This is a genomic window from Streptomyces sp. NPDC031132, assembly GCF_055570595.1.
The window spans coordinates 21,646-48,351 of record NZ_JBVIGX010000027.1 but is presented as its reverse complement, the minus strand read 5'-3'; the positions used below and the strand labels follow the sequence as shown (position 1 = coordinate 48,351).

22 protein-coding genes are annotated in these 26,706 nt (G+C 72.7%); 10 read left to right on the top strand and 12 right to left on the bottom strand.

Annotated features, from left to right (window positions below):
* The first annotated feature begins 7 nt into the window (after positions 1–7).
* The 4 genes from ACZ49B_RS29690 to ACZ49B_RS29675 are packed head-to-tail and all read left to right on the top strand — an operon-like array spanning position 8 to position 3,665.
* Positions 8–709, top strand: coding sequence for an SDR family oxidoreductase (locus tag ACZ49B_RS29690; protein WP_468311715.1), 702 nt, complete (start codon positions 8–10; stop codon positions 707–709).
* Positions 710–725: 16 nt separating this feature from the next.
* Positions 726–1,184 (top strand): transketolase-like TK C-terminal-containing protein, encoded by a 459-nt coding sequence (locus ACZ49B_RS29685; RefSeq protein ID WP_468311713.1) that lies wholly within the window; start codon positions 726–728, stop codon positions 1,182–1,184.
* A complete protein-coding gene (gene aroA, locus ACZ49B_RS29680; RefSeq protein WP_468311712.1) occupies positions 1,181–2,446 on the top strand; it encodes a 3-phosphoshikimate 1-carboxyvinyltransferase in 1,266 nt (421 codons plus the stop codon). The genes ACZ49B_RS29685 and aroA overlap by 4 nt, the downstream gene beginning before the upstream one ends.
* A 25-nt stretch (positions 2,447–2,471) precedes the next feature.
* Positions 2,472–3,665, top strand: a complete 1,194-nt coding sequence (locus ACZ49B_RS29675) for a 3-hydroxybenzoate 6-monooxygenase (RefSeq protein WP_468311710.1) — start codon at positions 2,472–2,474, stop codon at positions 3,663–3,665.
* Here ACZ49B_RS29675 and ACZ49B_RS29670 read toward each other — a convergent pair.
* The 3 genes from ACZ49B_RS29670 to ACZ49B_RS29660 all read right to left on the bottom strand — a co-directional run bounded on the left by ACZ49B_RS29670 (position 3,649) and on the right by ACZ49B_RS29660 (position 7,349).
* A complete protein-coding gene (locus ACZ49B_RS29670) occupies positions 3,649–4,995 on the bottom strand; it encodes a vWA domain-containing protein (RefSeq protein WP_468311708.1) in 1,347 nt (448 codons plus the stop codon). The two genes, ACZ49B_RS29675 and ACZ49B_RS29670, sit on opposite strands and share 17 nt — an antisense overlap.
* Before the next feature lie 50 nt (positions 4,996–5,045).
* The gene (locus ACZ49B_RS29665) at positions 5,046–6,281 is read right to left on the bottom strand and encodes a hypothetical protein (RefSeq protein WP_468311706.1); all 1,236 of its coding nucleotides are present in this window, start codon (positions 6,279–6,281) and stop codon (positions 5,046–5,048) included.
* Between the two features lie 126 nt (positions 6,282–6,407).
* Positions 6,408–7,349: an NADP-dependent oxidoreductase gene (locus tag ACZ49B_RS29660; protein ID WP_030302438.1), complete on the bottom strand. Its 942-nt coding sequence runs from the start codon at positions 7,347–7,349 to the stop codon at positions 6,408–6,410.
* 118 nt (positions 7,350–7,467) lie between these two features.
* Between ACZ49B_RS29660 and ACZ49B_RS29655 the strand changes: the two genes are divergently transcribed.
* Positions 7,468–8,472 carry an aldo/keto reductase gene (locus ACZ49B_RS29655; protein WP_468311704.1) on the top strand — a complete coding sequence of 335 codons (1,005 nt, stop codon included), beginning with the start codon at positions 7,468–7,470 and terminating at the stop codon, positions 8,470–8,472.
* Positions 8,473–8,474: 2 nt separating this feature from the next.
* Positions 8,475–9,329 carry an arylamine N-acetyltransferase family protein gene (locus ACZ49B_RS29650; protein WP_468311703.1) on the top strand — a complete coding sequence of 285 codons (855 nt, stop codon included), beginning with the start codon at positions 8,475–8,477 and terminating at the stop codon, positions 9,327–9,329.
* Between the two features lie 206 nt (positions 9,330–9,535).
* Here the strand turns inward: ACZ49B_RS29650 and ACZ49B_RS29645 are convergent, their stop codons facing one another.
* The 5 genes from ACZ49B_RS29645 to ACZ49B_RS29625 form a co-directional block, all read right to left on the bottom strand.
* Positions 9,536–10,021, bottom strand: a complete 486-nt coding sequence (locus ACZ49B_RS29645; protein WP_468311701.1) for a hypothetical protein — start codon at positions 10,019–10,021, stop codon at positions 9,536–9,538.
* A 166-nt stretch (positions 10,022–10,187) separates the two neighbouring features.
* A complete protein-coding gene (locus tag ACZ49B_RS29640; RefSeq protein ID WP_468311700.1) occupies positions 10,188–11,030 on the bottom strand; it encodes an arylamine N-acetyltransferase family protein in 843 nt (280 codons plus the stop codon).
* Positions 11,027–12,430, bottom strand: coding sequence for an FAD-binding oxidoreductase (locus ACZ49B_RS29635; protein ID WP_468311699.1), 1,404 nt, complete (start codon positions 12,428–12,430; stop codon positions 11,027–11,029). The genes ACZ49B_RS29640 and ACZ49B_RS29635 overlap by 4 nt, the downstream gene beginning before the upstream one ends.
* Before the next feature lie 29 nt (positions 12,431–12,459).
* Entirely contained in the window at positions 12,460–13,674 is a 1,215-nt protein-coding gene (locus ACZ49B_RS29630; protein ID WP_468311697.1) for an MFS transporter, read from the bottom strand.
* Between the two features lie 77 nt (positions 13,675–13,751).
* Positions 13,752–15,431, bottom strand: coding sequence for a carboxylesterase family protein (locus ACZ49B_RS29625; protein ID WP_468311695.1), 1,680 nt, complete (start codon positions 15,429–15,431; stop codon positions 13,752–13,754).
* A 251-nt stretch (positions 15,432–15,682) separates the two neighbouring features.
* Between ACZ49B_RS29625 and ACZ49B_RS29620 the strand changes: the two genes are divergently transcribed.
* From ACZ49B_RS29620 to ACZ49B_RS29605, 4 genes are all read left to right on the top strand, one after another.
* Positions 15,683–16,450: an arylamine N-acetyltransferase family protein gene (locus tag ACZ49B_RS29620; protein WP_468311694.1), complete on the top strand. Its 768-nt coding sequence runs from the start codon at positions 15,683–15,685 to the stop codon at positions 16,448–16,450.
* A 131-nt stretch (positions 16,451–16,581) separates the two neighbouring features.
* Positions 16,582–17,685, top strand: coding sequence for a phenylacetate--CoA ligase family protein (locus ACZ49B_RS29615; protein ID WP_468311692.1), 1,104 nt, complete (start codon positions 16,582–16,584; stop codon positions 17,683–17,685).
* Positions 17,685–19,067, top strand: coding sequence for an aldehyde dehydrogenase family protein (locus ACZ49B_RS29610; protein ID WP_468311690.1), 1,383 nt, complete (start codon positions 17,685–17,687; stop codon positions 19,065–19,067). Before ACZ49B_RS29615 ends, ACZ49B_RS29610 begins: the two co-directional genes overlap by 1 nt.
* A gap of 133 nt (positions 19,068–19,200) precedes the next feature.
* Complete coding sequence (locus ACZ49B_RS29605; RefSeq protein WP_468311689.1) at positions 19,201–20,415, top strand: acyltransferase family protein; 1,215 nt, start codon at positions 19,201–19,203, stop codon at positions 20,413–20,415.
* 171 nt (positions 20,416–20,586) lie between these two features.
* Here ACZ49B_RS29605 and ACZ49B_RS29600 read toward each other — a convergent pair whose 3' ends face one another.
* The 4 genes from ACZ49B_RS29600 to ACZ49B_RS29585 are packed head-to-tail and all read right to left on the bottom strand — an operon-like array spanning position 20,587 to position 26,681.
* On the bottom strand, positions 20,587–21,807 hold the full coding sequence (locus ACZ49B_RS29600; protein ID WP_468311688.1) for an FAD-dependent oxidoreductase: 1,221 nt from the start codon (positions 21,805–21,807) through the stop codon (positions 20,587–20,589).
* On the bottom strand, positions 21,804–23,186 hold the full coding sequence (locus ACZ49B_RS29595) for an FAD-dependent oxidoreductase (protein ID WP_468311687.1): 1,383 nt from the start codon (positions 23,184–23,186) through the stop codon (positions 21,804–21,806). Before ACZ49B_RS29595 ends, ACZ49B_RS29600 begins: the two co-directional genes overlap by 4 nt.
* A complete protein-coding gene (locus ACZ49B_RS29590; RefSeq protein WP_468311685.1) occupies positions 23,183–25,297 on the bottom strand; it encodes a molybdopterin oxidoreductase family protein in 2,115 nt (704 codons plus the stop codon). Before ACZ49B_RS29590 ends, ACZ49B_RS29595 begins: the two co-directional genes overlap by 4 nt.
* Positions 25,290–26,681, bottom strand: coding sequence for an MFS transporter (locus ACZ49B_RS29585; RefSeq protein WP_468311683.1), 1,392 nt, complete (start codon positions 26,679–26,681; stop codon positions 25,290–25,292). The genes ACZ49B_RS29590 and ACZ49B_RS29585 overlap by 8 nt, the downstream gene beginning before the upstream one ends.
* Between the last annotated feature and the right edge of the window lie 25 nt (positions 26,682–26,706).

The window sequence follows — 26,706 nt, the reverse complement described above, 5'->3', positions numbered from 1 at the left end:
AACGCTGATGTCTGAACGGTTCGACGGCCAGGTCGTCCTCGTCACCGGAGGAGGCGAAGGCATCGGCCGGGCAGCGGCGGTTGCCTTCGCCCGGCTCGGCGCACTGGTGGTGGTCTCGGGCCGCCATCCGGAGACGCTCGAAGGAACGGTCAAGCTGATCCGCGACGCGGGAGGGCAGGCCGACAGCGTGGTCGCCGACGTGTCGGACACGACGGCCGGCGCGGACGCCGGCGCCGCGTACGTCGTCGCCGAGACCGTGCGCCGGCACGGCGCCCTGGACGTGGCCTTCAACAACACCACCGAACTGGGCCCGCACCAGTCCGTCGCGGACATCGACGAGACGGTCTGGGCCCACACCCTGACGGCCAACCTCACCGGCGTCTGGCTGTCCATGAAGCACGAGATCGCCCACATGGGGACCGCCGGCGGCGGGGTCATCGTCAACACGGCCAGCAACATCGGCGCGCAGGGCATGCTCCCCGGCCTCGGCGCGTACGCCGCGTCCACGGCCGCCGTCAGCGCCCTGACCCGGACCGCGGCCCGCGAGTACGTCGCCCAGTCGATCCGCATCAACGCCATCAGCCCCTGCCCGCTGGGCCGGGGGGCCAGCGTCGAGGAGATCGCCGACACCGTGGTCTGGCTCTGCTCCGACGCGGCCGCGTACATCGTCGGGCACGACCTCGTGCTCGACCGCAAGACGAGCGAGTAGAGCGGTGGCCCGTCGCATGCAGAGATTCCCCCGTCCCTACGACGATCCGGGCGAGCCGGGCTGGTCCAAGCGGGAGGGCGTCGTCGCCGAAGCCGGCGTCGAGGCCGAGGCCGAGGCCGAGGCCTGCGCCGAGGGCGCCGCGCCCGACGTGGTGCTGATCGCCACCGGCAGCGAGATGGGCATCGCCCTCGACGCCCGCGACATCCTGCACCGCCAGGGCATCGCCGCCCGCGTGGTGCCGATGCCCTGCCCCCAGCCGCCGGACGGCGTTCGGGCCCGGGTGTCCGTGGCGGCCGGCTCCGCGCTCGGCTGCTACGAGCTGCTCGGCGAGGCCGGCGTCCCGGTCCGGCTCGACCAGTGCGGCGCGCGGGGCCCGTACACCGCGCTCCACGGGCAGCACGGCTTCAGCGCCGCCCGGGTCGCCGCCACCGCCCGGGCCGGGCTGGCCCGCGCCGGACACCGGGAGGGCGCGTGAACACGGCCGTGCTGACCGCCCGTGTCCCGGGCTCGAAGAGCATCACCAACCGGGCGCTGCTGCTGGCCGCCGCGGCCGACGGGGTCTCGCTGCTGCGGGCCCCGCTGGTCAGCGCGGACACGGTGGCCTTCCGGGAGGCCCTCGCCGGCCTCGGCGTCCCCGTCGTGGAGGGCGGCGACGGCTGGAAGGTCACCGGCAGCGGGCGCGCCCCGGCCGGCGGCGGCGCGGTGTGGTGCGAGGACGCCGGCACCGCGGCCCGGTTCCTGCCGCCGTTCGCGGCGACCGGCGCCGGCACGTTCACCTTCGACGGCACCGGCCAGCTGCGCGCCCGGCCGCTGCGGCCCCTCGCCGAGGCGCTGGGCCGGCTCGGCGCGGACGCCCGGGTCACCGAGCCCGTCGGCGGACTGCCGCTGACCGTCGCCGCCCGGGGCCTGACCGGCGGCGAGTTGACCGTGGACGCCTCGCTCAGCAGCCAGTACCTCACCGGACTGCTGATGGCGGGACCGCTGATGCGGCAGCCGCTGACCGTACGGGGCGAGGGGCTGGTCAGCCGCCCGTACATCACCATGACCCAGGAGCTGATGCGCCACTTCGGCGCGTACGTCGACGAGTTCGAGGGCGGCGCGATCCAGGTGCTGCCCGGCGGCTACCGGGCCGCCGAGCTCGACATCGAACCCGACGCCTCCACCGCCTCGTACTTCTTCGCGGCGGCCGCCGTCACCGGCACCACCGTCACCGTGCCCGGCCTCGGCCGCGGCAGCGTCCAGGGCGACCTGGGCTTCGTGGAGGTGCTGCGCCGGGCGGGCGCCCGGGTGGAGATCGCCGACGGGGCGACCACCGTCACCGGCACCGGGCGACTGCGCGGCGGGTTCGCCGTCGACATGGGCGACATCTCCGACACCTTCATGACCCTGGCGGCAGTGGCCCCGCTCGCGGACGCGCCGATCACCGTCCACGGCATCGGCCACGCACGGCTCAAGGAGTCCGACCGGATCGCCGCCGTCGAGGAGAACCTGCGGGCCCTCGGGATCCGTACCGAGTCAGGACCGGACCGGCTCACCGTCCACCCGGGCAGCCCCACGGCCGCCCGGATCGCCTGCCGCCGGGACCACCGGATCGCCATGGCGTTCTCGGTACTGGGCCTGCGCGTCCCCGGCATCACGCTCGACGACCCGTCCTGTGTCGGCAAGACCTTCCCCGGCTTCCACGCCGAACTGGGACGGCTCTTCCCGGCCCACCGCTCGGGCACCCAAAGTCACTGACAACGAAAGGGATGTGAGAACCCCCATGGCCGACATACTCATCGCCGGCGGTGGCATCGGTGGCCTCGCCGCGGCGCTCGGACTCGCGAAGCGCGGACACCAGGTCACGGTCCTGGAGCGCAGGGACGTCTTCACGGAGGTCGGTGCAGGCATCCAGCTCGGCCCGAACGCCTTCCACGCGCTCGACCTGCTGGGCGTGGGCCAGGAGGTCCGCGACCGTGCCGTCTTCATCGACGAGCTGCGCTTCATGGACGGCACGACCGGCGAGAAGGTCGCCGCGATGCCGGTCAAGGAGAAGTACCGGGGCCGGTTCGGCAACCCGTACGCCGTCGTCCACCGCGTCGACCTGTACCTGCCGCTGCTGGAGGCCGCCCGCCGCCACCCCGGCATCGAGCTGCTGGGCCGCCACCACGTCGTCGCGTACGAGCAGAAGGCGGGCGCGGTCTCGGCCGTCCTCGCCGACGGCCGGCGCATCACCGGCGACGCGCTGATCGGCGCGGACGGACTGCACTCCGCGATCCGGCAGCAGATGGTCGGCGACGGGTCCCCGCGGGTCTCCGGGCACACCATCTACCGCTCGGTGATCCCGATGGAGGAGGTCCCCGAGGAGCTGCGGTGGAACACCGTCACCCTGTGGGCGGGCCCGAAGTGGCACTTCGTCCACTACCCGATCGCGGGCGGCGAGCACTTCAACCTGGCCGCGACCCGCGACGACGGCGCCACGGAGGCCGTGGCGGGCCTGCCGGCCGCGCACGACCACGTCGTGAACTCCTTCCCCGAACTGTCCGGTGCCGCGCGGCGGCTGCTGGAGCTCGGCCGGGACTGGAAGTCCTGGGTGCTGTGCGACCGCGACCCGGTCGACCGCTGGACCGAAGGCCGGGTGGCGCTGCTGGGCGACGCCGCGCACCCGATGCTCCAGTACGCCGCGCAGGGCGCCTGCCAGGCCGTCGAGGACGCGGTGCTGCTGAGCGGGCTGCTGGACGGCTGCCCGGCCGACTTCGAGCAGCGGCTGGAGAAGTACAACGCGGCGCGGCGCGAGCGGACCGCGCAGGTGCAGCTGGTGGCCCGGGAGATGGGGCGCCGGCTGTACCACGCGGCGGGTGAGGCGCGGGTGGAGCGCAACGCGATGCTGGCCTCCCTGTCGGACGACGACATGTACGACAAGGTGGCCTGGCTGCACGGCGCGTACGACTTCGACCGCCTCACGGCAGGCTCTTGACGTAGGCCTCGATGGCTGCGGTGACGCGGTCGCGGTCGGCGGTGGAGATGTCGGTCCCGGCCGTCTGCTGGAGGAAGTAGTAGACGAGGGAGGCAGTGCAGATGTCTGCCTGCTCCTTGGGGAGCAGGCAGATGAGCCGGCTCGTGATGGGGCGTTCGCCGCGGAAATTCAGGAGGCGAAGGTATCCCTTGACGCCGGTCCCCACGGACTCTCGGATGGTTCCGGCGTAGAGACCGGGGACGCCGGTGGGGATGTTCACCGTCTTTCCCGTGTCCTGTGCCTTGCACGTGCTTTCCGTGGCGTCCGGGTCCCCGTCCAGGTACTTCAGCAACTCGGGCGCGGTCTTGCCGAAGTCGGAGCAGTCCAGGGCCACCCCGGTCACCACGTCTTCCATCAGACCCACCCCGAAACCCTCGAAGTCGAGCGGGGTGTCACCCACGTGTACCTGCCGGTACACCGAGGAGTCGTAGAAGACGAGCGTGCACGTCCTGCCCGCCGGCGCCATCAGATAGGTCTTCGGATCCACCGCGTACACCTGGGCGCCCGTCGGCACGGTGAGCCGGCCCGGCAGACGGACCGAAGTCGGCGGGAGCGCGGGTGCCGGGTCCGGGGTCGGCCCGGTCCGCGAGCAGGCGGTGACGGGGACCTGCTGGGCGGGCACCTCCACCGGCTTCGCCTCGGGCAGCGTGGGGATCACGAGTTTCTCGAGCACGGCGTTCAGCTCGGGGGCGTCCTGCGGGAACTGCGGTACGGCGGCCTTGACCGCCGAGGCGAGCCGGGTCAGGGCCTCCTGCTCCGCGGCCGGCACGCGGTAGCCGACGAACCGGAACTCCAGCTGCAGGCCGAGGGCGTCCATGCGGTCGCGGACCTCTTTGTTCATCGCGGCCGGGTCGCCGCCGCAGCCGTCGGTGCCCTGCGTGGTGACGACGACGATCCGGTTGCGTTTGCTGCCGCGCGGCGGAAAGCGCCCCGAGAAGTCGTCGATCGCGGCCAGGAGCCCGCTGTTCAGCGTCGCCCGGCCGCCCGGGGTCACTGCGTGCGCCGCCGCGCTGATCCGCTGCGCGTTGCCGGTCCCGCTGCCCACCAGCTCCCGGGTGTTGCCCGGTTCTCCGCAGGCGCCGCCGAACCGGCGCAGGGACAGCGCATCGCGGTCCCCGCTGTTCTCGCCCGCGGCGCCGACCGCGTCGGCGAGCGCGCCGAAGTCCCGCCCCGCGGCCGGGGATCCGGGGTCGGAGGTGTCGAGGAGGAACGCGGTGCGGTACTGCGGGGTGGACCGTACGACGTACACGACGGCCGCCCCGACGGCCACCACGGCCACCGTGAGAACCACCAGGACGACCCGTGACCAGCGTCTGCGCGGCCGCGCCGCTGCCGGGGCCGTCACCGGGCCGCCGGGGCCTTGGCGCGCAGGGTGGCGAGTGCCTTGTTCATCGCGTCCGCCTGGGTGTTGTAGTCGGTGGCGGCCTTCTCGAAGGCCTCGTGGCGGGGGCCGAGCGGCGCCTTGGAGCGCGCGGCCTCCAGTAGCCGGTCGGCGGCCTCCAGCACGGTCTTCTGCTGCTCGCGCACCTTTGCCGCCCGGTCGTTGATGTCACGCCCTTCGGGGGTCTTCGTCCGGCCGGCGAGGTCTTCGAACTCGGTGCCGATGTGCGGTTCCCTGGCCCGGTCGAGGTTCTTCCCCGCCTCGTCGAGCCGGCCGTCGGTGATCTCCTGTACGGCGGTGTTGATGCGGGTCACGGCCGGGTTGAGGACGTCCAGGATCTTCGTGGCGTTGCGCAGGAGCGGTTCGGTGTTGGTCGACCATGCCAAGGCCGCGTCGAGGTCGGCCCGGGTGTGCGCGAAGACCGGCTCGGCCGGGTTGGAGCCGGCGGTGGCGATCGACTTCAGGCTCTCGCTCTGGTTCTCGGGGACCTGGTAGCCGATCAGCCGGAACTCGATCTTCAGACCGGCCGCGCGGATCCGGTCCGCGATCTCCCGCCGTACGAAGTCGGTGTCCTCGTCGCACGCGTCCTTTCCGTTCCGGGTGACGACGACGATGCGGTTCACCTGCTTGGCGCGCTGGCCCGCGCCGAACGCGAACGTGCCGGAGAAGTCGTCCACGGCCTGGACGATGCCCCGCAGCAGGGTGGCCCGGCCGCCCACCGGGGCCTGCTGTGCGGCCCGGACGATGTCCTGCCGGTTGTCGGTGCCGAAGTCCACCAGCTGCGCCGTGTTGCCGTCCGCACCGCATTCGCCCCCGAACCGGCGCAGGGCCAGGGCGTCGGAGTCGCCCGCGTTGCCCACCACGGTCCTGAGGGAGGCGGCCACGGCGTCCGCGTCCCCGGAATCCGCGACGGCGGTCGTGTCCATGAGGAACTGCGTCTTGTAGGTCGGCGCGTAGGCCGGCAGCACCCAGCGCACCACCGCCCACGACCCGCCGCCGAGCAGCGCCAGGACCACGAGGACGAGGAACGTGTTCCGGATGGCGCGCGGGATGCGGATGCTGAGGATGCGCAGGTCGCGGCCGGCCTGGTAGACCCGGGCGTCGCCCGAGGCGGTGGCCTCCTGCCGCACGCCTGCCCGTTGCGCCTTGGCGTCGTCGTCCGTGCCGCCGGAGTCCGCCGAGGGAGATCCCGTCATGCCGACCATCGTCAGCCACAACACATGATCACTTTAAGTGGCCGGACGGATTGTTTTCGTCACCGCCGCCCCCGCTGCCGCCGCACCGCCGGCCAGGGGCGGTGCGGCGGCGCCGTCCGGGCCGGGTCAGACCTTGAGGACGATCTTGCCCGTGGTGTGGCGGGACTCGCCGAGCTCGTGGGCCTTGCGCACGTCCTGGAGGGGGAAGGTCTCCGCGATCAGGGGGCGCAGCCGGCCCGTGTCCACGAGGGTGGCCAGTTCCTGCAGGACCATGTGGTCGGGGGCCACGTTGACCGTGATGGCGCGGACGCCCGCCGCGGTCGCCTTCGCGGTGATCTCCTCGATCCCGAGGGGGTTCGTCACGCCGATGTAGAGCCCGCCGGGGCGCAGGGTGCGCAGGGAGCGGTCCTCGTACTCGCCGCCGACCAGGTCGAGTACGACGTCCACGTCCTGGACGGCCTCGGTGAAGTCCTGCGCCGTGTAGTCGATCAGCTCGTCGGCGCCCAGCTCGCGCAGCAGCTCGTGCTTGGCCGCGCTGGCCGTGCCGATGACGTACGCACCGCGGGACTTGGCGATCTGGACGGCCAGGTGGCCGACGCCGCCGGCCGCCGCGTGGATCAGCACCCGCTGGCCCGCCTGCAGGTCCGCGCCGTCGACCAGGGCCTGCCAGGCGGTCGAGCCGGCGAGCGGCAGGGCGGCCGAGGAGACGTGGTCGAGGCTGCCCGGCTTGCGCGCGAAGTGGCGTGCGGGCGCGGCGACGTACTCCGAGTACCCGGCGGCCTCGTCGGGGAAGGAGGGGAGGCCGAAGACCTCGTCGCCGACCTTGAACCGGTTCTCGCCCGCCGCGACCGCCACGACGGTGCCGGAGACGTCCCAGCCGACGCCGAAGGGCGGGGTCATCCACAATCCGAATGCACGGATCTTCCAGTCGATCGGATTGACGCCGGCGGCGTGGGTCTTTACCAGAATTCCCGCAGGGCCGGGAATGGGGAGAGGGGAATCCGTCAGGTTCAGTACTTCGGTGCCGCCCAGGACGTCCTGGCGGACCGTGCGCATCGTTTCTGTCATGCATTCAATGATCGCAACTGGCAAAGCCGAATCCCCGTCGATATTCGGCCATTCACGACCTGACAGACCGGCCCGTAATGGTTTTTGCGCCGAAGGCGCCTGCTCAATGCTGGGGTATATGACTCAGCTGCGATCACTTGGTTCGGCCGGCCCTGAGGTTTCCGCTCTCGGCCTCGGCCTGATGTCCATGTCCGACTTCTACGGCCCTGCCGACCGGGCCGAGGGAGTCGCCACCGCGCACGCCGCCATCGACGCCGGGATCACCCTCCTCGACACCGGCGACTTCTACGGCAGCGGCCACAACGAGCTCCTCCTGCGCGAGGTGCTGCAGAGCCACGACCGCGAGCAGCTCACCCTCAGCGTCAAGTTCGGCGTCCTGCGCGACCCGTCCGGCGGCATCCTCGGCGTCGACTGCCGTCCCGAGGCCGTGAAGAACTCCCTCGCGCAGACCCTGCAGCGGCTCGGCACGGACTACGTGGACGTCTACCGCCCGGCGCGCCTCGACCCGGCGGTGCCGATCGAGGAGACCATCGGCGCCATCAAGGAGATGGTGGAGGCCGGCCACGTCCGGCACATCGGCCTGTCCGAGATCGGCGCGGAGACCCTGCGCCGGGCCTCCGCCGTGCACCCCATCTCTGACCTCCAGATCGAGTACTCGCTGCTCTCACGCTCCATCGAGGACGAGATCCTGCCGACCGCGCGCGAGCTCGGCACCGCGATCACCGCGTACGGGGTGCTCGCCCGCGGTCTGCTGTCCGGCCGCTGGAACCACCAGCGCGCCGCGGCCTCCGACGACGGCCGCAGCAACTTCCCGCGCTTCAGCGGCGAGAACCTCGACCGCAACCTGCAGCTGGTCGCGGCCCTGGGCAAGGTGGCCGAGGCGAAGGGCGTCACCACCTCGCAGCTGGCGATCGGCTGGGCCATGGCACAGGGCGTCGACATCGTCCCCGTCGTCGGTTCGCGCCGCCGCGACCAGCTCACCGAGGCGCTCGGCGCGCTCTCCCTCGAGCTGACCGCCGAGGACGTCGCCGAGATCGAGCGGGCCGTCCCCGCCGAGGACGTCGCCGGGACGCGCTTCGACGCCGAGGGCATGGCCATGCTCGACAGCGAGAAGAAGGGCTGAGCATGAGGCCGTTCTGCAGCGCCGCCCAGTGGCAGGCCGAACTCCTCGACGTCGAGGCGTACCTCGACCGCCTGGGCATCAGCGGGCCGCTGGAGCCGGATGCGCAGACCCTGCGCCGGCTGCACCGGGCGCACGCCCTGACCATCCCGTTCGAGAACCTCGACATCCTGCTGGGGCGGGGCATCGACCTCGACGTGGACGTCATGCAGTCCAAGCTCCTGCGCAGCCGGCGCGGCGGGTACTGCTACGAGCACAACATGCTCTTCGCGGTGCTGCTGGAGCGGCTCGGGTACGAGGTCACGCGGCTGTACGCGCGCCCGCTCCTGGACGCGCCCAAGCCGCTGCCCCGGACCCACCTGATGCTGAGCGTGGCCGTGGGCGACGAGACGTACCTCGCCGACGTGGGCTTCGGCGACGAGGGCCCGCTGGAGCCGATCCTCGTCTCCGACGGGATCGTCTCCGACCAGGGCGGCTGGGTGTACCGGCTGGCCCGCGAGGAGGGCACCGACAAGGAGTGGGTGCTCTCGCTGAAGCGGGAGGACGGCTGGTTCCCCCTGTACTGGTACGCCACCGAGGCGCACCACCACATCGACTGCGTGGTGGCGAACTACTTCATCTCCACGCACTCGAGCTCGCCGTTCACCGGCCGCGTCTTCCTGGAGCGGATCGCGGAGGACTGGCGGCTGAACCTCAACCACCGCAAGCTCACCCTCACCCGGGCCGACGGCAGCGTCGAGGTCCGGCACGTGGCGGACGGGGAGGTGCGCGAACTGCTGGCCAAGCAGTTCGGGATCGAGCTGACCGAGGAGGAGGCCGCGGTGGTCGTCGCCGCCCTGCCGGCCCCCGAGTCTTCCTGAGCCCCTGTACGGACCCTGCGGGGCCCGTGGCGCGCACCCCGGCCGTGCGCACCGCGGGCCCCGTTCCGTTGCCCGGGCAGGCGCCCGTACGCGACAAAGCCGTACGGGCCCGGCGGGGGGAGCCGGGCCCGTACGGCGGACGCCTGAGGGGGGCGCCGAGGGGGGTGGAACACGGTGCAAGGGGGGTGTGCGGGGGATGTGCGGGGTCAGCGGGGCTGGACGGCGATGCGGGTGGCCTTGCCGGTGGAGGCGCCGCTGGTGACGAACGAGCCGTCCAGGTTGTTGATCGTGAAGGCGAAGTCGAAGTTCGCGGTGTTCTTGCCCGTCACCGAGATGTTGGCCTTGAAGGTGATGGTGGAGGCGGCCTTGCCGTCCGCGCCGATCAGGAAGGCGACGTCGGTGTCGGAGTAGGTGCCGCAACCGGTCTGGCGCCACTCGCCGTGCGAGGCGGTCGTGGTGTTGTTCGGCGAGGTGAAGTTGACGACGCCGGAGGTGGCGGTGGCGCTGCCGTAGTAGCTGCCGAGGAAGATCTCGTGGGTGTTGTCGTCGACGACCTTCCAGCTGCCCGGCAGGGTGTAGCAGCCGCTGCCGCCCTCGACCGCGGCGTTCGCGGAGCCCGTGACGGCCGTCGCGGTGGCGAGCGCGGCGACGCCCGCGAAAACGGCGACCTTGATACGGGTGCTCTTGCGCATGTGATTGTCTCCCATGGAATGGATGAGTATTCCTGCAATTCCTATGATGGCCCGCCGAATTCCTGGGAGGTATGGACCAGCTGCCGATCCGTCAGGTCGACGCAAAAGCCCCTGCGCCGCACGCGAAAACGTGCGGCGCAGGGGTCTGATAACGGAAAAGGGGAAATCAGTCGATCTGCATGACGATGCGGACGGCCGGGTCGACGTCCGGCTGCCGGGGCATGGTGGCCGGGTCGACGACCAGGCCGAAGTCCTCCTCGTACACGGCGCGCAGGGCGGCGTCGTCCGCCAGCTCCACCCTCACGGTGCCGTTCTCGTCCGTACGCGTCAGCTCGCGGCCGTTGACGGTGACCCGGCCGGCCTCGTTCTGGATCGAGCAGATGAGGTTGTGCAGGAACACCGAATCGGGCGCCGTGCGGTACCACCACAGGGTCGGGTAGAAGTCCTCGATCCGCACCGGGCGCTCGTCGAGCCGGTACTGGATCTCCCCGTTCAAGTGGACCTGGAGGAAGCCCTCCTCGGGCCGGGTCACCTGGTAATCGCCGTGCGGGTCCTTCTGGACCTCCGCCGAGGCGGCGTCCAGCGGGAACCTGCTGTTCTTGCCGAAGCCCACGTCGATCAGCCAGTCCCGGTCCTCCAGGCGCACGCGCAGCGCCAGGTGGCACAGCGGGGCGCCGAACTCCCCGCCGAGGAAGACCTGGCCGGCGAGGATCTCCACGGAGAAGCCGAGCGCCTCCAGGAGGTGCCCGAAGGCCGGGTTCAGCTCGTAGCAGCCGCCGCCGCGGCGGCGGGTGACGATCTTCTCGTACAGGAACTCCCGCTCGAGGCTGAGCTCGGCGCCTTCGACGTGGTAGTCGATGTTCTCGAAGGGCACCGACAGCACGTGGCGCTCCTGGAGGTGCCGCAGGGCGTGGATGTCGGCCTTCTCCGGCCGTCGGGCGCCGATGCGCTCCAGGTACGCGTCCACCATCGCATCGCTGAGCATGGTCTTCGTCCTTTCCTCGGTCATCGGGACCAGCCGGTCGGCGGGATGTTGTGGTTCACGCGGAACACGTTCTGCGGGTCGTACGCGTCCTTGACCGCGACGAGCCGGGCGTACGTCGCCTCGTCGTACGCCGAGCGCAGGTGCTCGGGCGTACTCTCCAGGGCGCTGATGAAGCTCAGGAACGGGCCGCCGATGCGCCAGGGCTCCATCGTCTCGATCAGCCGCTCCTGGAACTCCCGTACGTCCTGGATGTGTTCGGGCCAGACGGGGGCGCCCGCGAACAGCGTGTACGCGGTCTCGCGGTGCGGCAGCGCGTTGGGGTGCTCGGGCTGCCGGCCCAGGGCCCCGCCGAGGTGGCGCAGTTCGATGCCGGGGCGGACCGCGTCCACCCCCTCCTTGATCAGCGGCAGCAGGGTGTCGACCGCCGCGTCGTCGAGCTCCCGGATCCGGGTGGAGCGTTCGTAGTAGACGAACGGGACGGTCGGGTCCATGTTGATCTCGGCGACCCGGGTGTACGGCATGTCCGCGACGGTGTCGAGGACGGCCGGCGCGATCTCCCGCAGCGGGCGCACCAGTTCCTCGCCCTCCGCGACGGGCCCGTTGTAGGCGATCCGGATGTGCGCGAGGAAGCGGCCGCGGACCGGCTCGGGGAGTACGTCGATGTCGGGGAAGCGCATCACGGCGATCGAGGACTGCATCGCGTCGGGGACGGTGCGCGTCCAGTCGCGCCAGGTGCGCAGGATCTCGTCGATGTGCTCGCCGGGGAGGAACAGTCCGCCGCCGTAGAGCCGGGCGACGGGGAAGAGGCCGATCTCGATGGAGGTGACCACGCCGAAGTTGCCCTTGCCGCCGCGCAGCGCCCAGAACAGGTCCGGGTGCTCCTCGGGGGACACGAACCGCAGCTCGCCGTCCGCGGTGACCAGGTCGATGTTCTTCACGTGGTCGGCGGAGTAGCCGTACGAGCGGCCGAGCGGGCCGAGGCCGCCGCCGAGCGTGTACGAGACGACGCCGACGCCCGGGGAGGCGCCGTTGAGCGGGGCCAGGCCGAAGGCGGCGGCCTCCTCGATGACCCGGCTCCACTGGACGCCGGGCTCGATGCGGGCGGTGCGGGTGCGCGGGTCGATCCGTACGCCGTCCAGGTTGCGGGTGTTGATCAGCAGGGCGCCGTCGGCGGGCAGCGCGACGCCGTGCCCGGTGGCCTGGACCGCGACCGCGATGCCGTGGCGCGCGGCGAAGCGCACCGAGGCGAGGATGTCGGCGGTGCCGTCGGCGAGGACCACTGCGGCGGGCCGGGCGTCCGGCAGGATCCGGTTGAAGCCGAGCGCCTCGTCCTGGTACGCGTCGGTGCCGGGCAGCAGCAGCGGCCCGCGCAGCTCGGACGCGAGGGCGGCGAGGTCGTCGGTGGTCACGGCGGTGGTGGTCACTGAGGTCGTTCCTTTCGCGGGCGGGGTGCTCACTCGGCGGCCTTGCCGGCGGTGCGCAGGCTCGGGAGGGTGAGCGCGGTGAGCAGCACCACGACGCCGCCCAGCCAGGCCACGGTGATCAGCTCTACCTGGTCGACGATCAGACCGCCGACGAGCGCGCCGAGCGCGATGGCCAGGTTGAAGACCGACACCCACAGGGCCGAGGCGGCCTCCATGGCGTCGGGCGCGGACTTGAGCATCCAGGTCTGCAGGCTGACGGAGACCCCGCCGAAGGCCAGGCCCCACAGGACCAGCAGGGCGATGCCGCCGCCCTGGCTCTTGCCGAGCAGCGGGAAGAGGAGCATCGCGGCGGCCAGCGCGACGATGATGACGGCCATCGTGCGGCCCAGGTTCTTCGCGACGGCCGCGCCGGCGACGAAGTTGCCGATGATGCCGGCGACGCCGAAGCCCAGGAGCAGGACGCTGATCAGGTCCTCGTCGATGCCGGAGACCTGCTGGAGCATCGGGCTGACGTACGTGTACGCGGCGAGGTGCCCGGTGACGATGAGGGCGGTGGCGATGATGCCCGAGCGGACGCCGCGGTTGGCGAACTGGCCGATCAGCTCGCCCACGCTGACGGGCTTGGTGGCGGGCAGCGAGGGCAGCAGGACCAGCAGGGCGACGAGCACCACGAAGGCGAGGACGCCGAGCGTGGCGAACGCGGTGCGCCAGCCGGCGAGACCGCCGATCAGGGTGCCGGTCGGCACGCCGAGGACGTTGGCGGCGGCGACGCCGCCGAAGATGAGCGCGGTGGCCCGGGGGATCGCCGCCGGCTGCACCAGCCGGAAGGCGAGACCGCCGGCGACGGCCCAGAAACCGCCGATCGTGATGCCGACGAGGACGCGCGAGGCGAGCAGGATCCCGAAGTTGGGCGCGAGGACGGTGACCAGGTTGGCGGCCGCCATCACGGTCATCAGGCCGACGAGCAGGAAGCGGCGGTCCATGCGGCCGACGATCACCGGGATCAGCGGCGCGGACAGCGCGGCGACGAGGCCGGGCACGGTCACCATGAGGCCGGCCGTGCCCTCGGAGACGTGCAGGGCGCCGCCGACCGAGGTGAGCAGGCCGATGGGCAGCTGCTCGGCGGTGACGAGGGTGAAGATGCCGACGGCGACGGAGACGACGGCCAGCCAGCTCTTCAGGGAGGTGGGTTCCGGCGCCTGCGCCGGTGCGGCGGTCTCGGCGGGTGTTTCGAGTGTTGCCATGACAAGAACCTCATTTTTCGTGTCTCTGGGGGCGGGGGCCGCGCCGCCGGATGCCGGCAGGTCGGCCTCGGGGCAGGTCAGGTGCGCGGGACCCAGCCGGACTCGTCCCAGAAGCGCAGCTGCCGCAGCTTCGACGTGGTGGCGATCTCCGCGACCTGCTCACCGCCGAGGACCAGCGTGCTGGGCTGCTCGGGATCGAAGACCGGCCATGCGGGGCTGCCGGGGCCGGTGGGCACGCCGTCGCGGGCGAACGCGGCCACCAGGTCCATGAAGGTCTCGGAGACGGCGCGCTCGTGCGGTCCGTCGTGGAACAGCGGCATGGTCTCCGGCACCGGATAGGTGGCGGAGACGGCCGCCGGGTCGCCGTACGTGCCGAACAGGAACGGCGAGGTCGCCTCGTGCGGGGTGCCGCGGTGCGGCGGCCGTACGGGGTGGGCGAACTCCATGACGTACTGCGGCGACCGGCCGTGCCGGGCGTGCCGCTCGGACAGCCGCATGATCTGGTAGCGGAACAGCGCGTCGCCCCAGATCTCCGTCCACAGCGACAGCGGGTCCAGCGGGAGCCCGTCGGCCTCGGCGGCCTCGCGGTAGGCGGCTATGCAGGCGTCGGCCAGCTCGTACGGGGCCTTGTCCATCCCCTTCTCCAGAACGCCGCGCACGGCTTCGCGGAGCTCGGCCGCGTCGGCGGGCGGCGGGGTGGGCGTGGGCTGCGGGGGGCAGGGGCCGGTGTAGAACGAGCCCTCGGTCCGGGCGTGGACCGCCAGGACCGGCACGTCGGGGGTGGGCAGCTCGTAGTCGAAGGCGCTCATCCAGCGGCCGTCGACGACCGGGCCGCGGAACTCGCGGCCGCTGCCGACCTCGCGCTCGCCGGGCAGCCCGCCGAACACCTCCTCCCAGGCGCCCATCAGGGCGGCCGCGGGGACCTCCCGCAGGCCCGGCACCGTCGTGCCGAGCCGGCGCGCGACCGCCTCGTACGCCCGGCGGGAGTCGGCGGGGGACAGCGAGGTGGACGGCTCCCACACGTGGCAGGCGCTGATCGGGACGATGCGGCGGATGATGCCGCGCAGCTCCGGCAGGAGCGCGAGCTGCCAGGTGCTCGCCCCGCCGGCGGAGGTGCCGGCGACGGTGATGTTGGAGGGGTCGCCGCCGAAGGCCGCCGCGTTCTCGTGGACCCAGCGCAGCAGCGCCACCTGGTCCTGCAGGCCCCAGTTGGCGAAGTCGCCGGTGTCCGGGTCGGTGAACTCCTCGTGCAGGCCGAAGCCGAGCGCGCCGAGGCGGTAGTTGAAGGTGACGACGACGAGGTCGCCGCGGTCGGCCAGGCGGGCGCCGTCGTAGACGGGCAGGCTCCCGCCGCCGACCATCCAGCCACCGCCGTGGATGTAGACCAGCACGGGTCTGGCGCCCTCGGCGTCGGCGTCCTCTGCGGAGGCGGTGGCGCCGCCCGGGGCAACCGCCGGGGGCGCGGCCGGCGTCCAGACGTTGGCGTACAGGGAGTCCTCGGCGCTGCCGGGGATGATCGGCTGGAGCGACTCGGGGGCGAACGCCGTGGCGTCGCGCACCCCGCTCCACGGGACGGCCGGCCGCGGCGAGGCGAAACGCAGGCCACCGACCGGCGGCGCGGCGTACGGGATGCCGCGGAAGACGGACAGCCGTCCGCAGCGCTCCCCGGCGATCATGCCGGCGCTGGTGTGCGCGAGCACGGATCCGGCTTCGGCATCGTTTTCTGGCGAAGGGCGGTGGGCGGCTGAGGTGGCCATTGCCGTGGGTTCTCCATCGTCATCGGCGGGCGGTCAGTCACGCCGACTCCACGGTGCCCATTCGAACCGAATGTGCCGCGTCGGATGACTCCGGACCATCCGATGCTGGTAACCGCGCGAGAACCCCGCAACAAGCGGAACGGCACTGTGTCAGGTACCGGGTTGTCCGTCAGATCGATTCGGCAACGACGGGTGGCCGTGTATTTTCATTCGGCGTACGCTGCCGGGTTCGAATCGTCAAGGAGAATGCGATGCTGGACGACGCAGGAGTGGCCGAATACCTCGGGCGGATCGGCGCGAAAAGGCCGGAGAAAGCCGATCTCGAGGGGCTGCGCCACCTTCAGGAGCGGCATGTCCTCTCGGTGCCCTTCGAAAACATCGACTACCACCTCGACCGCGAGATCCACCTCGGCGAGCAGGTCGTCGACAAGATCGTGCGGCAGCGCCGCGGCGGCGGCTGCTACGAGGTGAACACGGCCTTCGCGGTCCTGCTCGACGCCCTCGGGTACCAGGTCGAGGTCCTGCCGGGCCGGGTCTACCGGCCGGACGGGCTGGGGCCGGCGATGTGCCATCTCGCGCTGCGGGTGACCCTGGACGAGCCCTGGCTGGTCGACGCCGGGTTCGGCCGCAACAGCCGCCACCCGCTCCGCTTCGCCACCACTGACGTGCAGCGGGACCCGAACGGGGAGTACCGGGTCGCGCCCGCCGGGGCCGGCGGCTTCGACGTCTCCCTGGAGGGCAACCCGCTCTACCGGATCGACGACCGCCCCTGCCGCCTCGAGGACTTCGGGCCCACCCTGTGGTGGTGGCGCACCAGCCCCGACTCGCCGTTCCTCCAGGAGCTGTTCTGCTCGCTGCCGCTCGTGGACGGCCGGGTCACGCTCAAGGGGAAGCGCCTGGTCAGGGTCGAGGGCGGGGAGCGCACGACCGAGCAGCTGGAGGGCGACGAGCAGATCCTGGCCGCCTACCGCACCCACTTCGGAATGCTGCTCGACGAACTCCCGAAGTCGGTGGCGTGAACCGGACCGTCGGGATCCAGCTGACCTGACACAGACAGTTGACGGACTCATCCGAATGCCGTGGACCGGCTGCCGCGGCGGGGAGCACGATGCGAAGAGTACGGCGTTACTCCGTATCCGGAAGGAGCATTGTGTCCATCGTTGATCCCTTGCTGGAATTTCCACTCGACACCCAGCCGGACCCCGACGAATTCCTGCGCGCCGCCCTGCGGTGGCATTTCTCCCCGGAAACGGGTTCGCCGTTCTGGCTGGAACGCGCAGGAACTCTCGGATTCGATCCGCTGACCGACATCGGCGGATTCGCCGACCTCGGCAAGTTCCCCAACCTCGCCAACGAACTGCGCCACGTACGGGCCGAGGACCTGATACCCCGCGGTTACGGCGAGAAGCCCGAGGTCGTGGGCGTCTACGAGAGCGGCGGCACCACCGGCGCCCCCAAGCGCATCGTCCTGCTCCGCGAGTGGCTGGACCGGCTGCTCGCCTGGAGCAGCGCCCAGCTGGACCGCCACGGCGTCCCCCAGGACGTGAACTGGCTGGTCGTGGCCCCGACCGGGCCCCACATGGTCGGTGACGTGATCAAGCGGCAGACCGCCTTCCGCGGCGGCCTCGCCTTCACGGTCGACCTCGACCCGCGCTGGGTCAAGAAGCTGATATCCGACGGCAAGGGCGCCGAGGCGGGCGCGTACGCCGAGCACATCGTCGACCAGGTCGCGTTCCTGCTGCAGACCCAGGACATCGGCGTCCTGATGTGCACGCCCCCGGTCCTGGAGCGCCTCGCCCGCCGAGACGACCTGGCCAAGCTGATCGACGAGAAGGTCAAGGCGATCAACTGGGTCGGCACCCAGATGGACGCCGACACCCGCTACCTGTACCGCACCGAGGTCTTCCCCAAGGCCCACCTGTACAGCGGCTACGGCTCGACGATGATCCTCGGCAACGCCAGCGAGCGCCCGGGCCTTTCCGACGACGACCCGTGCATCTACGACCCGTTCTCCCCCCACATGATCTTCGACGTGGTCGACCCCGAGACCCGCGCGACCGTCCCGTACGGCGAGCGCGGCCAGGTCGTCATGCACCACATCAGCAAGAGCCTGTTCATGCCGAACAACCTCGAGCGCGACTACGCGACCCGCGTGCCCGGCCCCGAGGGCATCTGGCAGCTCGGGGACTCCGTGGCGGACATCGCGCCGGTCCAGGAGTTCGACAACGAGACCGTCATCGAAGGGGTCTATTAATGAGCGCCGGGAGCGCCGGTCCGATCACGCTGGACGCGCTCGGGCCCGCCGGACCCTTCCGCGCCCGCAAGCGCATGACCGTCACCGATGTGACGGGGGCTCCGGTCGCCGAACTCAGCCTGGTCCCGAAGCTGTTCGTGACCCGTGCGATGGACGCCCTGCGCAAGGCCGACTCGCTGCCGGCCGACGAGCGGACGGCGGCGCTGGCCCGCGCCGGCAAGATCTTCGCCGAGGAGACGATCGACGGGCTGTCGTTCGCCGAGTACGAGCACACGGTCGCCCGGGTCTCCGGCGTGCCCATCGGCGTCGTGCAGGCCGCGACCGCCGCCATCATCGAGGCGACCGAGCAGTCCCGGTTCGCCGCGTACCAGGCCCGGCCCACCGGCGCGGTGGACGACTGGCGCGCCGGGGAGACCCGTACGGGCAGCGCCGTGTGGACCCGGCGCGGCGACGTGTTCGCCGTGCACGCCGCCGGCAACCACCCCGGCCCGCACTCGCTGTGGGTCGAGGCCCTCGCCCTCGGCTACCGCGTGGCCGTACGGCCCTCGCGCCGCGAGCCGTTCACCCCGCACCGGCTGATCTCGGCGCTGCGGGCCGCGGGCTTCGGCAACGACCAGGTCGTGCTGCTGCCCACGGACTACGAGGCGGCGGACGAGATCCTGCGCAGCGCCGACTACGGCCTCGTGTACGGCGGCGACGACGTCGTGCGCAAGTACGCGGGCACCAACGTGCTGCCGCAGGGCCCCGGCCGCTCCAAGATGCTGGTCCCGGCCGGTGTCGACTGGCGCGACCACCTCGACACCATCGTGGACTCCATCAGCCACCAGGGCGGTGTGGCCTGCATCAACGCCACCACCGTGCTGGTCGACGGCGACCCGGCGCCGCTCGCTCAGGCCATCGCCGAGCGCCTCGCCACGATCCCCAGCCTGCCCCCGGAGGACGCGAAGGCCGTCCTCGCGGTGCAGCCGGTGGAGGGGGCGCGCGCCATCGAGAAGTTCCTGCTCGCCAAGGCGGCCGGGACCACCGCGCACCTCGGCGGCGACGGCATCGTGGAGGAGCTCGGCGACGGAAGCGCCGTACTGCGCCCGGCCGTGCACCAGCTGGAGCGGCCGGACGCCGAGCAGGCCGGCATCGAACTGCCCTTCCCCTGCGTGTGGGTGGCCCCGTGGTCGCCCGCCGACGGGATCGGGCCGCTGCGCAACTCGCTGGTGCTGACCGCGTTCACCGAGGACGAGGCGCTGATCGACGCGCTGCTCCAGGAGCCCACCATCAGCAACGTCTACCTGGGCGACCACCCGACGTACTGGATCCGGCCGGGCGTTCCGCACGACGGCTACCTCGGCGAGTTCCTGATGCGGACCAAGACCGTCATCCGCGACTGACGCACCTGACGGGTCCGGGCCTCGGCCCGGACCCGTTCACGCACGGCACACCGCCGCGCAGGTACAGGTCTCCCGCCTTCCCTCTCTTCCCGTCACCCAGCCATCCCGTCACCCACGAAGGAGCGTATTTGTCATGTCCATGAATGGAACGGTCGGTTCCAGACCTGTGAGACCGCCACGGCTCCCCTCGCTGACCGGACTCCGCTTCCCCGCGGCCCTCCTGGTCTTCTTCTTCCACGCCTCCCTCGGGGTGCCGTGGATCCGGCTCTTCGAGGACGACGCGGCGAACGACGCCTTCGCCAAGTACGCCTCGCAGGCCGGAGCGCTCGGCGTCACCTTCTTCTTCGTGCTCAGCGGCTTCGTCCTGACCTGGTCGGCCCGCGACCGGGACACGATGCGGGCCTTCTGGCGCCGCCGCTTCGTCAAGATCTACCCGAACTACGTGATCACCTGGGCGCTCGCGCTGCTCACGTTCGCGGCGGTCATGACGAAGCCCTGGCAGGCCGTGGTCAACCTGCTCATGGTGCAGGTGTGGGTGCCGGACTTCGCCACCAACTTCAGCGTGGACCCGCCCAGCTGGTCGCTCGGCGCCGAGGCGATCTTCTACCTCGCCTTCCCGCTGCTGTTCCTGCTGATCAGGAAGATCGACCCCGCGCGCCTGAAGTGGTGGATAGCCGGCGTCGTCGCCGCCATCTGCCTCACCCCGACGCTGACCTACGCGGTCATCCCGGGCGGCGGCATGCAGATGCCCGGCGCCGACGGCACCTCGACCGTGCAGTACTGGTTCGCGTACGTCCTGCCGCCCGTCCGGCTGCTCGACTTCGCCCTCGGCATCCTGGTCGCCCGCGCCGTGATGGCGGGCCGCTGGCACAACATCGGCACGACCTGGTCGGCGCTGCTGCTGGCCGTGAGCTACGCGGTCGCCATGAACGTGGAGCACCTGTACGCGCAGCGCTCGGTCACCCTCGTCCCGATCGTGCTGCTGATCGCGGCCGTCGCCACGCGCGACGCGGAGAACAAGCCGACGCCGTTCAACAACCGGTTCATGATCTGGCTCGGCGAGATCTCCTTCGCCTTCTACCTGCTCCACTACATCGTCCTCGCGTACTCCCGGGAACTGCTCGGCGACCAGCTCTACTCGACGCCCGTCGGCATCGCCCTGATCGCCGCCCAGATCGTCGCCGCGGTGCTGCTGTCCTGGGCGCTGTACGCCTGGGTGGAGGCGCCGATCACGCGCCGCTTCTCCAGTTCCCGGAAGGCGAAGGCGGCGAAGGCCGCGGCGGCCGAGGCCGCCGTCCGGGACACCGGCCCGTCGGACTCCGAGGGTCGCACCCTCGAGACGGTCTGACCTCTGGCCGTCGTGCCCCCGACCTCCGACCGCCTGACCGCCTGACCGCGGTTCCGCTCCACCGCACGGCCGCGCCGTCCCCACCGGCGCCCCCACCGGCCGTGCCCTGCGCCGCCCTTCGGGTCCCCGGGCCCCGAAGGGCGGCGTCCTGCGTACGGGGTCCCGCCGTCCTCAGGCGGCCCCGGCCAGCAGCCGGTGGCCGGCCGCGGGCAGGCCCAGGCCCACGTACGGGCGCAGCTCGCCGTACGCGCGGGCGTCACCGACGAGGATGCCTCCGAGCAGGGTCCGGCAGTCCGCGTCCAGCACGAGCTTCGCGTACGTACCCGCCGCCTCGTCCAGCCGGCTCAGCTCCACCGCGCCCTCGGCGGCCGCATGGGCGTCGCCGAAGCTCGCCACGTCCACGCCGAGCAGCTTCAGCCGGGTGGACAGGTCCGCCTCGCCGAACGGCTCCCCGCCCAGGCCCAGCAGCTGCCGGGCGACGGAGGCCGCCATCCGGTAGCCCGGTGCGGCCAGCCCGTGGCAGCGGCCCGACACGGCCGCGCACTCGCCGATCGCCCAGATCCGCTCGTCCCGCGTCCGGCACAGCTCGTCGACCAGGAACCCGCCGCGCTCGCCCGTGGCCAGACCCGCCGGGCCCGCGAGCTCGTCCCGCGGCCGCACCCCCGCCGAGAACACCACGACGTCCGCCTCGAGGGAGCTTCCGTCGGCCAGCACCACCGAGGCCACCCGGCCGACCGGGCCCGCCTCGAGCGCCGCCGTCGCCACACCGCAGTGGATCCGCAGCCCGCGCTGCGCCACGCGCCGCCCGAGGACACCGCCGCCTGCCGCGTCCACCTGCAACGGCATCAGCCGCGGGGCGAGTTCCACCACGTGCGGCTCCATGCCGAGCAGCCGCAGCGCGTTCGCGGCCTCCAGGCCGAGCAGCCCGCCGCCGATCACCAGGCCGGGGCGGCCCGGTACGGCGGCGGCGCGGATCGCGTCGAGGTCGCCGAGCGAGCGGTAGCCGAAGCACCCGGGCAGGTCGCGGCCCGGCACGGGCGGCACGAACGGCCGCGAGCCGGTGGCCAGGACGAGCGCGTCGTACGGGACCACGTCGCCGGCGGTGGTGGTCACGGTGCGCGCCGCCCGGTCCACGGCGGCCACGCCGGTGCTCAGCCGCAGCTCCAGCAGCGGGTCGTCCAGGAACCCGGGCCCGGCCAGCGCGAGGTCCGCCGCGCTGCGGCCGTCGAGGTACGAGGACAGCGCGACCCGGTCGTAGGCGGGATGCGGCTCCTCTCCGAGCACCACGACCCGCCAGGCCCCGGCGGTGTCGAGGTCCCGCAGCTCGGCGACGAGCCGGTGCCCGGCCATGCCGTGCCCGGCGACTACGAGGGTTCGAGCGGCACGGGTCATGACGTGCTGCCCCCTTCGGGCCGTACGGCTGCACACAGGGCGCGGACGACGTCCGTGCAGCCTCCGCAGCCGGTGGTGGCGCGGGTGGTCGCGGCGATCTGCGCCAGGTCGGCGGCGCCGGCCCGGCAGGCCTCGGTGACGGTGTGCTTCGTGACGTTGTTACAGCGGCAGACCACCGCGTCGCCGGGGAGCTCGTCCGCCCCCGGCGCGGCCGGTGCGATGCCGAGCAGGAGCTCCAGCCGCCCGGCCGGCACCGGCAGGTCGAGCTCGTACAGCCGGCTCACGGCGGCGATGGCCCGCGGCAGCCCCAGCAGGACCGCCCCGGTGATCCGCTGCCCGTGCAGGGTGAGGCGGGCGTACCGGCCGCGCGCCGGATCGCTGAACGCGACCACCTCCGCGCCCTCGGCGTCCGGCCCGCCCCGGCCCAGGGCGACCAGGTCGGCGCCGGGCACCCGCAGCCGGGTGATCTGCCGGGTGCCGCCGTACGCCGGGGCGGCGCCGGTGAGCTGCCGGGCCAGCGACTCCGCCTGCGCCCACGCGGGTTCGAGGTGCCCGGCGATGTCCTCCGGGTGCTCGGCGCAGTCGCCGATGGCGTGGATGCGCGGGTCGTCGGTGCGCAGCAGCCCGTCGACGACCACGCCGGTGCGGACGGTCAGTCCGGCCCGGCGGGCGAGCCCGGTCTCGGGGACCGTGCCGGTGCACAGCAGCAGGGTGTCGGCCGCGAGCACCAGACCGTCGTCGAGGGTGAGCTTGCCGGGGCAGTACGCGGCCGCCGTGCGGCCCGCATGGACGTCGACCCCGAGGTCCTCCAGGCGCCGGGTGAGCAGCGCGCCCGCGGCGGCGTCCAGCTGCCGGTGCAGGGGGTGCGGCCCGCGGTGGACGAGGGCCACCTCGTGCCCGGCCCGGCGCAGCGCGGCGGCGGCCTCGACCCCGAGCAGCCCGCCGCCGAGGACGACGGCGGCCCCCGGGGGCGCCGCGGCGCACCGCTCGGCATCGGCGAGGGTCCGCAGGGCCGTCGCACCCTCGGCCGGCAGCCCGGGGATCCGGGGGACGGCGGGGCGGGACCCGGTCGCCAGGACCAGCGTGTCGTAGCGGTGCACGGAGCCGTCGTCGGCATGCGCGAGCCGGCGCGCGCGGTCGATCCGGGTCACGGTGACCCCGGTGTGCAGGCGGATGCCCGCGGGCAGGGCGGGCAGGGCGAGGGCGGGGGTCGGCAGCGTCCCGTCCAGGACGGAGCCCAGCAGCGCCCGCTGGTACGGGGCCTGCGGCTCGGCGCCGAGCACGGTCACGCCGCCCCGGTGCCCGTGGTGGTGCAGCCGCTCCGCGAACCGCTGCGCGGCCGGGCCGCCGCCGACCACCAGCACCTCGCCCGCGTTCACGACCCCGCCCCGGCCGGCTCGATCCGTACGGCGCACACCTTGAACTCCGGCATCTTGCTGCGCGGGTCGAGCGCCGCACTGGTGATCAGGTTGGCCCGGCCCGCCCCGGCGAAGTGGAACGGCAGGAACACCGTGTCCGTCCGCAGCGAGGGGACCAGCCGGACCCGGGCCAGCGTGCTGCCGCGCGCCGAACTCACCCGGGCCCAGCCGCCGTCGGCCAGCCCGCAGCGCCCGGCCGTGTCGGGGTGCACCTCCACGAACGCCTCCGGCGCGGCCGCGGCCAGCTCCGGGACCCGGCGGGTCTGCGCACCCGACTGGTACTGGGCGAGCACCCGCCCGGTCGTGGCGTACAGCGGGAACGCGGCGTCGGGCGTCTCGGCGCCGTCGCGGTGCTCGACCTCGGCGAAGCGGGCCAGCCCGTCCGGGTGGGCGAAGGCGTCGAGGAACAGGCGCGGGGTGCCGGGGTGCGCCGCCGCGCCCTCGGGGGTCTGCGGGCACGGCCAGTACAGCGCCTCGCCCGCGTCGAGCCGCTCGTAGCTGATGCCCGAGTAGTCGGCGCGCCCGCCCTGCGAGGCCCGCCGCAGCTCCTCGAACACCTCGCGCGGCGCGGTCGCGAAGCGGTCCGCGGGCTGGCCGAGCCGGACCGCGAGGCCGTGCAGCACGTCCAGGTCGCTGCGTGCCTCGCCGGGCGGGGACAGCAGCCGCCGCCTGCGCAGCACCCGGCCCTCGAGGTTGGTCATCGTGCCCTCCTCCTCGGCCCATTGGGTCACGGGGAGGACGACGTCCGCCAGCTGCGCGGTCTCGGACGGTACGAAGTCGGCCACGACCAGCAGGTCCAGGGACTTCAGCCGCTCCCCGATCCGGGCCGCGTGCGGCGCGGAGACCACCGGGTTCGAACCGAAGACGAGCAGGGCGCGCGGCCCGCCCTCCGTGCCGAGCGCGTCGAGGAGTTCGTACGCACTGCGCCCGGGGCCCGGCAGCGCGTCGGGTTCCACTCCCCACACCGCGGCGACGTGGGCGCGCGCGGCGGGGTCGGTCAGCATGCGGGAGCCGGGCAGCTGGTCGGCCTTCTGGCCGTGCTCGCGCCCGCCCTGGCCGTTGCCCTGGCCGGTCAGGCAGCCGTAGCCGCTGCCCTCGCGGCCGGGCAGGCCGAGGGTGAGGGCGAGGTTGATGAACGCGGCGACCGTGTCGGTGCCCTTGCTGTGCTGCTCGGCGCCGCGCCCGGTCAGTACGTACGCCCGCTCCGCGCCGGCCAGCAGCCGGACCGCCTCGTGCATGTCGGCGACCGGGACCCCGGTGACCCGCTCCACCCGCTCGGGCCACCACGCGGCGGCCCGCGCCCAGGCGGCGTCGAAGCCGGTGGTCCGCTTGTTCAGGTAGCCCCGGTCGGCGTGCCCCTCGACGACGGCGAGGTGGAACAGGCCCAGGGCGAGCGCGAGATCGGTGCCGGGCGTCGGCTGGAGGTGCAGGGCCGCGCCCTCGGCGGTCGGGGTGCGGCGCGGGTCGATGACGATCAGCGCCGCCCGGTTCAGGTGGCGCATCAGCGGCGGCATGGTCTCGGCCGGGTTGGCCCCGGCGAGCAGGATCACGTCCGCGCCGCCGAGGTCGGTGACGGGGAACGGCAGGCCGCGGTCCAGTCCGAAGGCCGCGGAGCCGGCGGCCGCCGCCGAGGACATGCAGAACCGGCCGTTGTAGTCGATCTGGCTGGTGCCCAGCGCGACCCGGGCGAACTTGCCCAGCTGGTAGGCCTTTTCGTTGGTGAGCCCGCCTCCGCCGAACACGCCGACCGCGTCGGGCCCGTGTGCGGCGCGGATCTCGCCCAGCCGGGCGGCGATCGTGTCGAGCGCGGCCTCCCAGGTGGCGGGGGCGAGCACGCCGTCCGCGCCGCGCACCAGGGGCCGCGTGAGCCGCCCCGGGGTGTCCAGCAGCGCGGGGGCCGTCCAGCCCTTCTGGCACAACCCGCCCTGGTTCACCGGGAACTGCGTCGGCTCGACGGTCGTACGGCCTGCCGCGCGCGTGAGCCGCGTACCGCACTGCAGTGCGCAGTACGGGCAGTGCGTGACGGCTTCGGAGGATGCGGTGGTTTCGGAGGACACGGTCGTCTCAGACACGGGAGGCCCCGCTCCGCACGCGCTCCGGCGCGCTCTCGCCGGCCGGCCGCCTGCGCAGGTAGACCGCCCAGGTGACCAGGATGCACACCAGGTAGAAGCCGAGGAAGGCGACGAAGGCGGGCTCGCCGGACCCGCCGGGGCCGCTGTACGCGCTGCGGAAGACCAGGTTGACCCCGACCCCGCCGAGCGCGCCCACCGCGCCCGCGATGCAGATGACCGCACCCGACAGCCTGCGGGCCCGGGCGAAGGCGGCGCTCGCGTCGTGGCCGGAGGTGACCTCCTCCTCCGCCTGCCGGGCGAAGACGGCCGGGATCATCTTGTACGTCGAGCCGTTGCCCGTGCCGGTCAGTACGAACAGGACGGTGAAGCCGGCGACGAACAGCCCGTACGAGCCCTGCGCCGAGGCCAGCAGCAGCACCGTGGTGCCCGCCGCCATCGCGCAGAACGTCAGCAGCGTGACCCGGGCCCCGCCCCACCGGTCGGACAGCAGCCCGCCCACCGGCCGGAACAGCGAGCCGAGCAGGGGCCCGAGGAAGGTGTACGAGGCGGACTCGAGCGGGGTGGCACCGAACTGGCTCTGCAGCACCAGCCCGAAGGCGAAGCCGTAGCCGATGAACGAGCCGAAGGTGCCGACGTAGAGGAGCGAGATCCACCAGGTGTGCGGGTTGCGGGCGGCCTCGCGCTGGGCGCCGGGGGCGCTGCGCACGGCCGCGAAGTTGTCCATCTTCAGGGCGGCGAGCAGCGAGGCCGCCACGATGAGGGGGAGGTAGACGGCGATGACGTACGCGGGGTGGGTGCTGCCCGCGGTGGCGATGACGAGCAGGCCGATCAGCTGGATCGCGGCGACCCCGAGGTTCCCGCCGCCCGCGTTGATGCCGAGGGCCCAGCCCTGCAGGCGCTGCGGGAAGAGGGCGGTGATGTTGGTCATCGAGGAGGCGAAGTTGCCGCCGCCGAGCCCGCCGGCGGCGCCGATCAGCAGGAACACCCACAGCGGGGTGCCGGGGCGCTGCACGAAGTACAGGGCGGCGAGGGTGGGGACGAGCAGGACGCCCGAGGCGAAGACGGTCCAGTTGCGGCCGCCGAAGCGGGTCACGGCGTAGCTGTAGGGGAGCCGGAGGGCGGCGCCGACGAGCGTGGGGACGACGACGAGCAGGAACTTCTGGGCGGGGGTGAAGCCCAGGCCGATCGCGGGTGACATGAAGAGCACCAGGACGGACCACATGCTCCACACCGAGAAGCCGATGTGCTCGGAGAGGACGGAGAGGATCAGGTTGCGGCGGGCGGTCCGCATGCCGGAGCGCTGCCAGAACTCCTCGTTCTCGGGGTCCCAGTCCTCGATCCAGCGTCGGGTTGCCGGCCGTGCGGGCCGTGCGGGCGGCGTCATGGCTTCTCGGCTTTCTGTTCGGCGG

What these genes read in the sequence shown, in the direction of transcription:
- ACZ49B_RS29690 (WP_468311715.1), top strand. Translation starts at nt 8, where the DNA reads ATGTCTGAACGGTTCGACGGCCAGGTCGTCCTCGTCACCGGAGGAGGC.
- ACZ49B_RS29685 (WP_468311713.1), top strand. Translation starts at nt 726, where the DNA reads ATGCAGAGATTCCCCCGTCCCTACGACGATCCGGGCGAGCCGGGCTGG.
- ACZ49B_RS29675 (WP_468311710.1), top strand. Translation starts at nt 2,472, where the DNA reads ATGGCCGACATACTCATCGCCGGCGGTGGCATCGGTGGCCTCGCCGCG.
- ACZ49B_RS29665 (WP_468311706.1), bottom strand. Translation starts at nt 6,281, where the DNA reads ATGACGGGATCTCCCTCGGCGGACTCCGGCGGCACGGACGACGACGCC.
- ACZ49B_RS29660 (WP_030302438.1), bottom strand. Translation starts at nt 7,349, where the DNA reads ATGACAGAAACGATGCGCACGGTCCGCCAGGACGTCCTGGGCGGCACC.
- ACZ49B_RS29655 (WP_468311704.1), top strand. Translation starts at nt 7,468, where the DNA reads ATGACTCAGCTGCGATCACTTGGTTCGGCCGGCCCTGAGGTTTCCGCT.
- ACZ49B_RS29650 (WP_468311703.1), top strand. Translation starts at nt 8,475, where the DNA reads ATGAGGCCGTTCTGCAGCGCCGCCCAGTGGCAGGCCGAACTCCTCGAC.
- ACZ49B_RS29645 (WP_468311701.1), bottom strand. Translation starts at nt 10,021, where the DNA reads ATGCGCAAGAGCACCCGTATCAAGGTCGCCGTTTTCGCGGGCGTCGCC.
- ACZ49B_RS29640 (WP_468311700.1), bottom strand. Translation starts at nt 11,030, where the DNA reads ATGACCGAGGAAAGGACGAAGACCATGCTCAGCGATGCGATGGTGGAC.
- ACZ49B_RS29630 (WP_468311697.1), bottom strand. Translation starts at nt 13,674, where the DNA reads ATGGCAACACTCGAAACACCCGCCGAGACCGCCGCACCGGCGCAGGCG.
- ACZ49B_RS29625 (WP_468311695.1), bottom strand. Translation starts at nt 15,431, where the DNA reads ATGGCCACCTCAGCCGCCCACCGCCCTTCGCCAGAAAACGATGCCGAA.
- ACZ49B_RS29620 (WP_468311694.1), top strand. Translation starts at nt 15,683, where the DNA reads ATGCTGGACGACGCAGGAGTGGCCGAATACCTCGGGCGGATCGGCGCG.
- ACZ49B_RS29610 (WP_468311690.1), top strand. Translation starts at nt 17,685, where the DNA reads ATGAGCGCCGGGAGCGCCGGTCCGATCACGCTGGACGCGCTCGGGCCC.
- ACZ49B_RS29605 (WP_468311689.1), top strand. Translation starts at nt 19,201, where the DNA reads ATGTCCATGAATGGAACGGTCGGTTCCAGACCTGTGAGACCGCCACGG.
- ACZ49B_RS29600 (WP_468311688.1), bottom strand. Translation starts at nt 21,807, where the DNA reads ATGACCCGTGCCGCTCGAACCCTCGTAGTCGCCGGGCACGGCATGGCC.
- ACZ49B_RS29585 (WP_468311683.1), bottom strand. Translation starts at nt 26,681, where the DNA reads ATGACGCCGCCCGCACGGCCCGCACGGCCGGCAACCCGACGCTGGATC.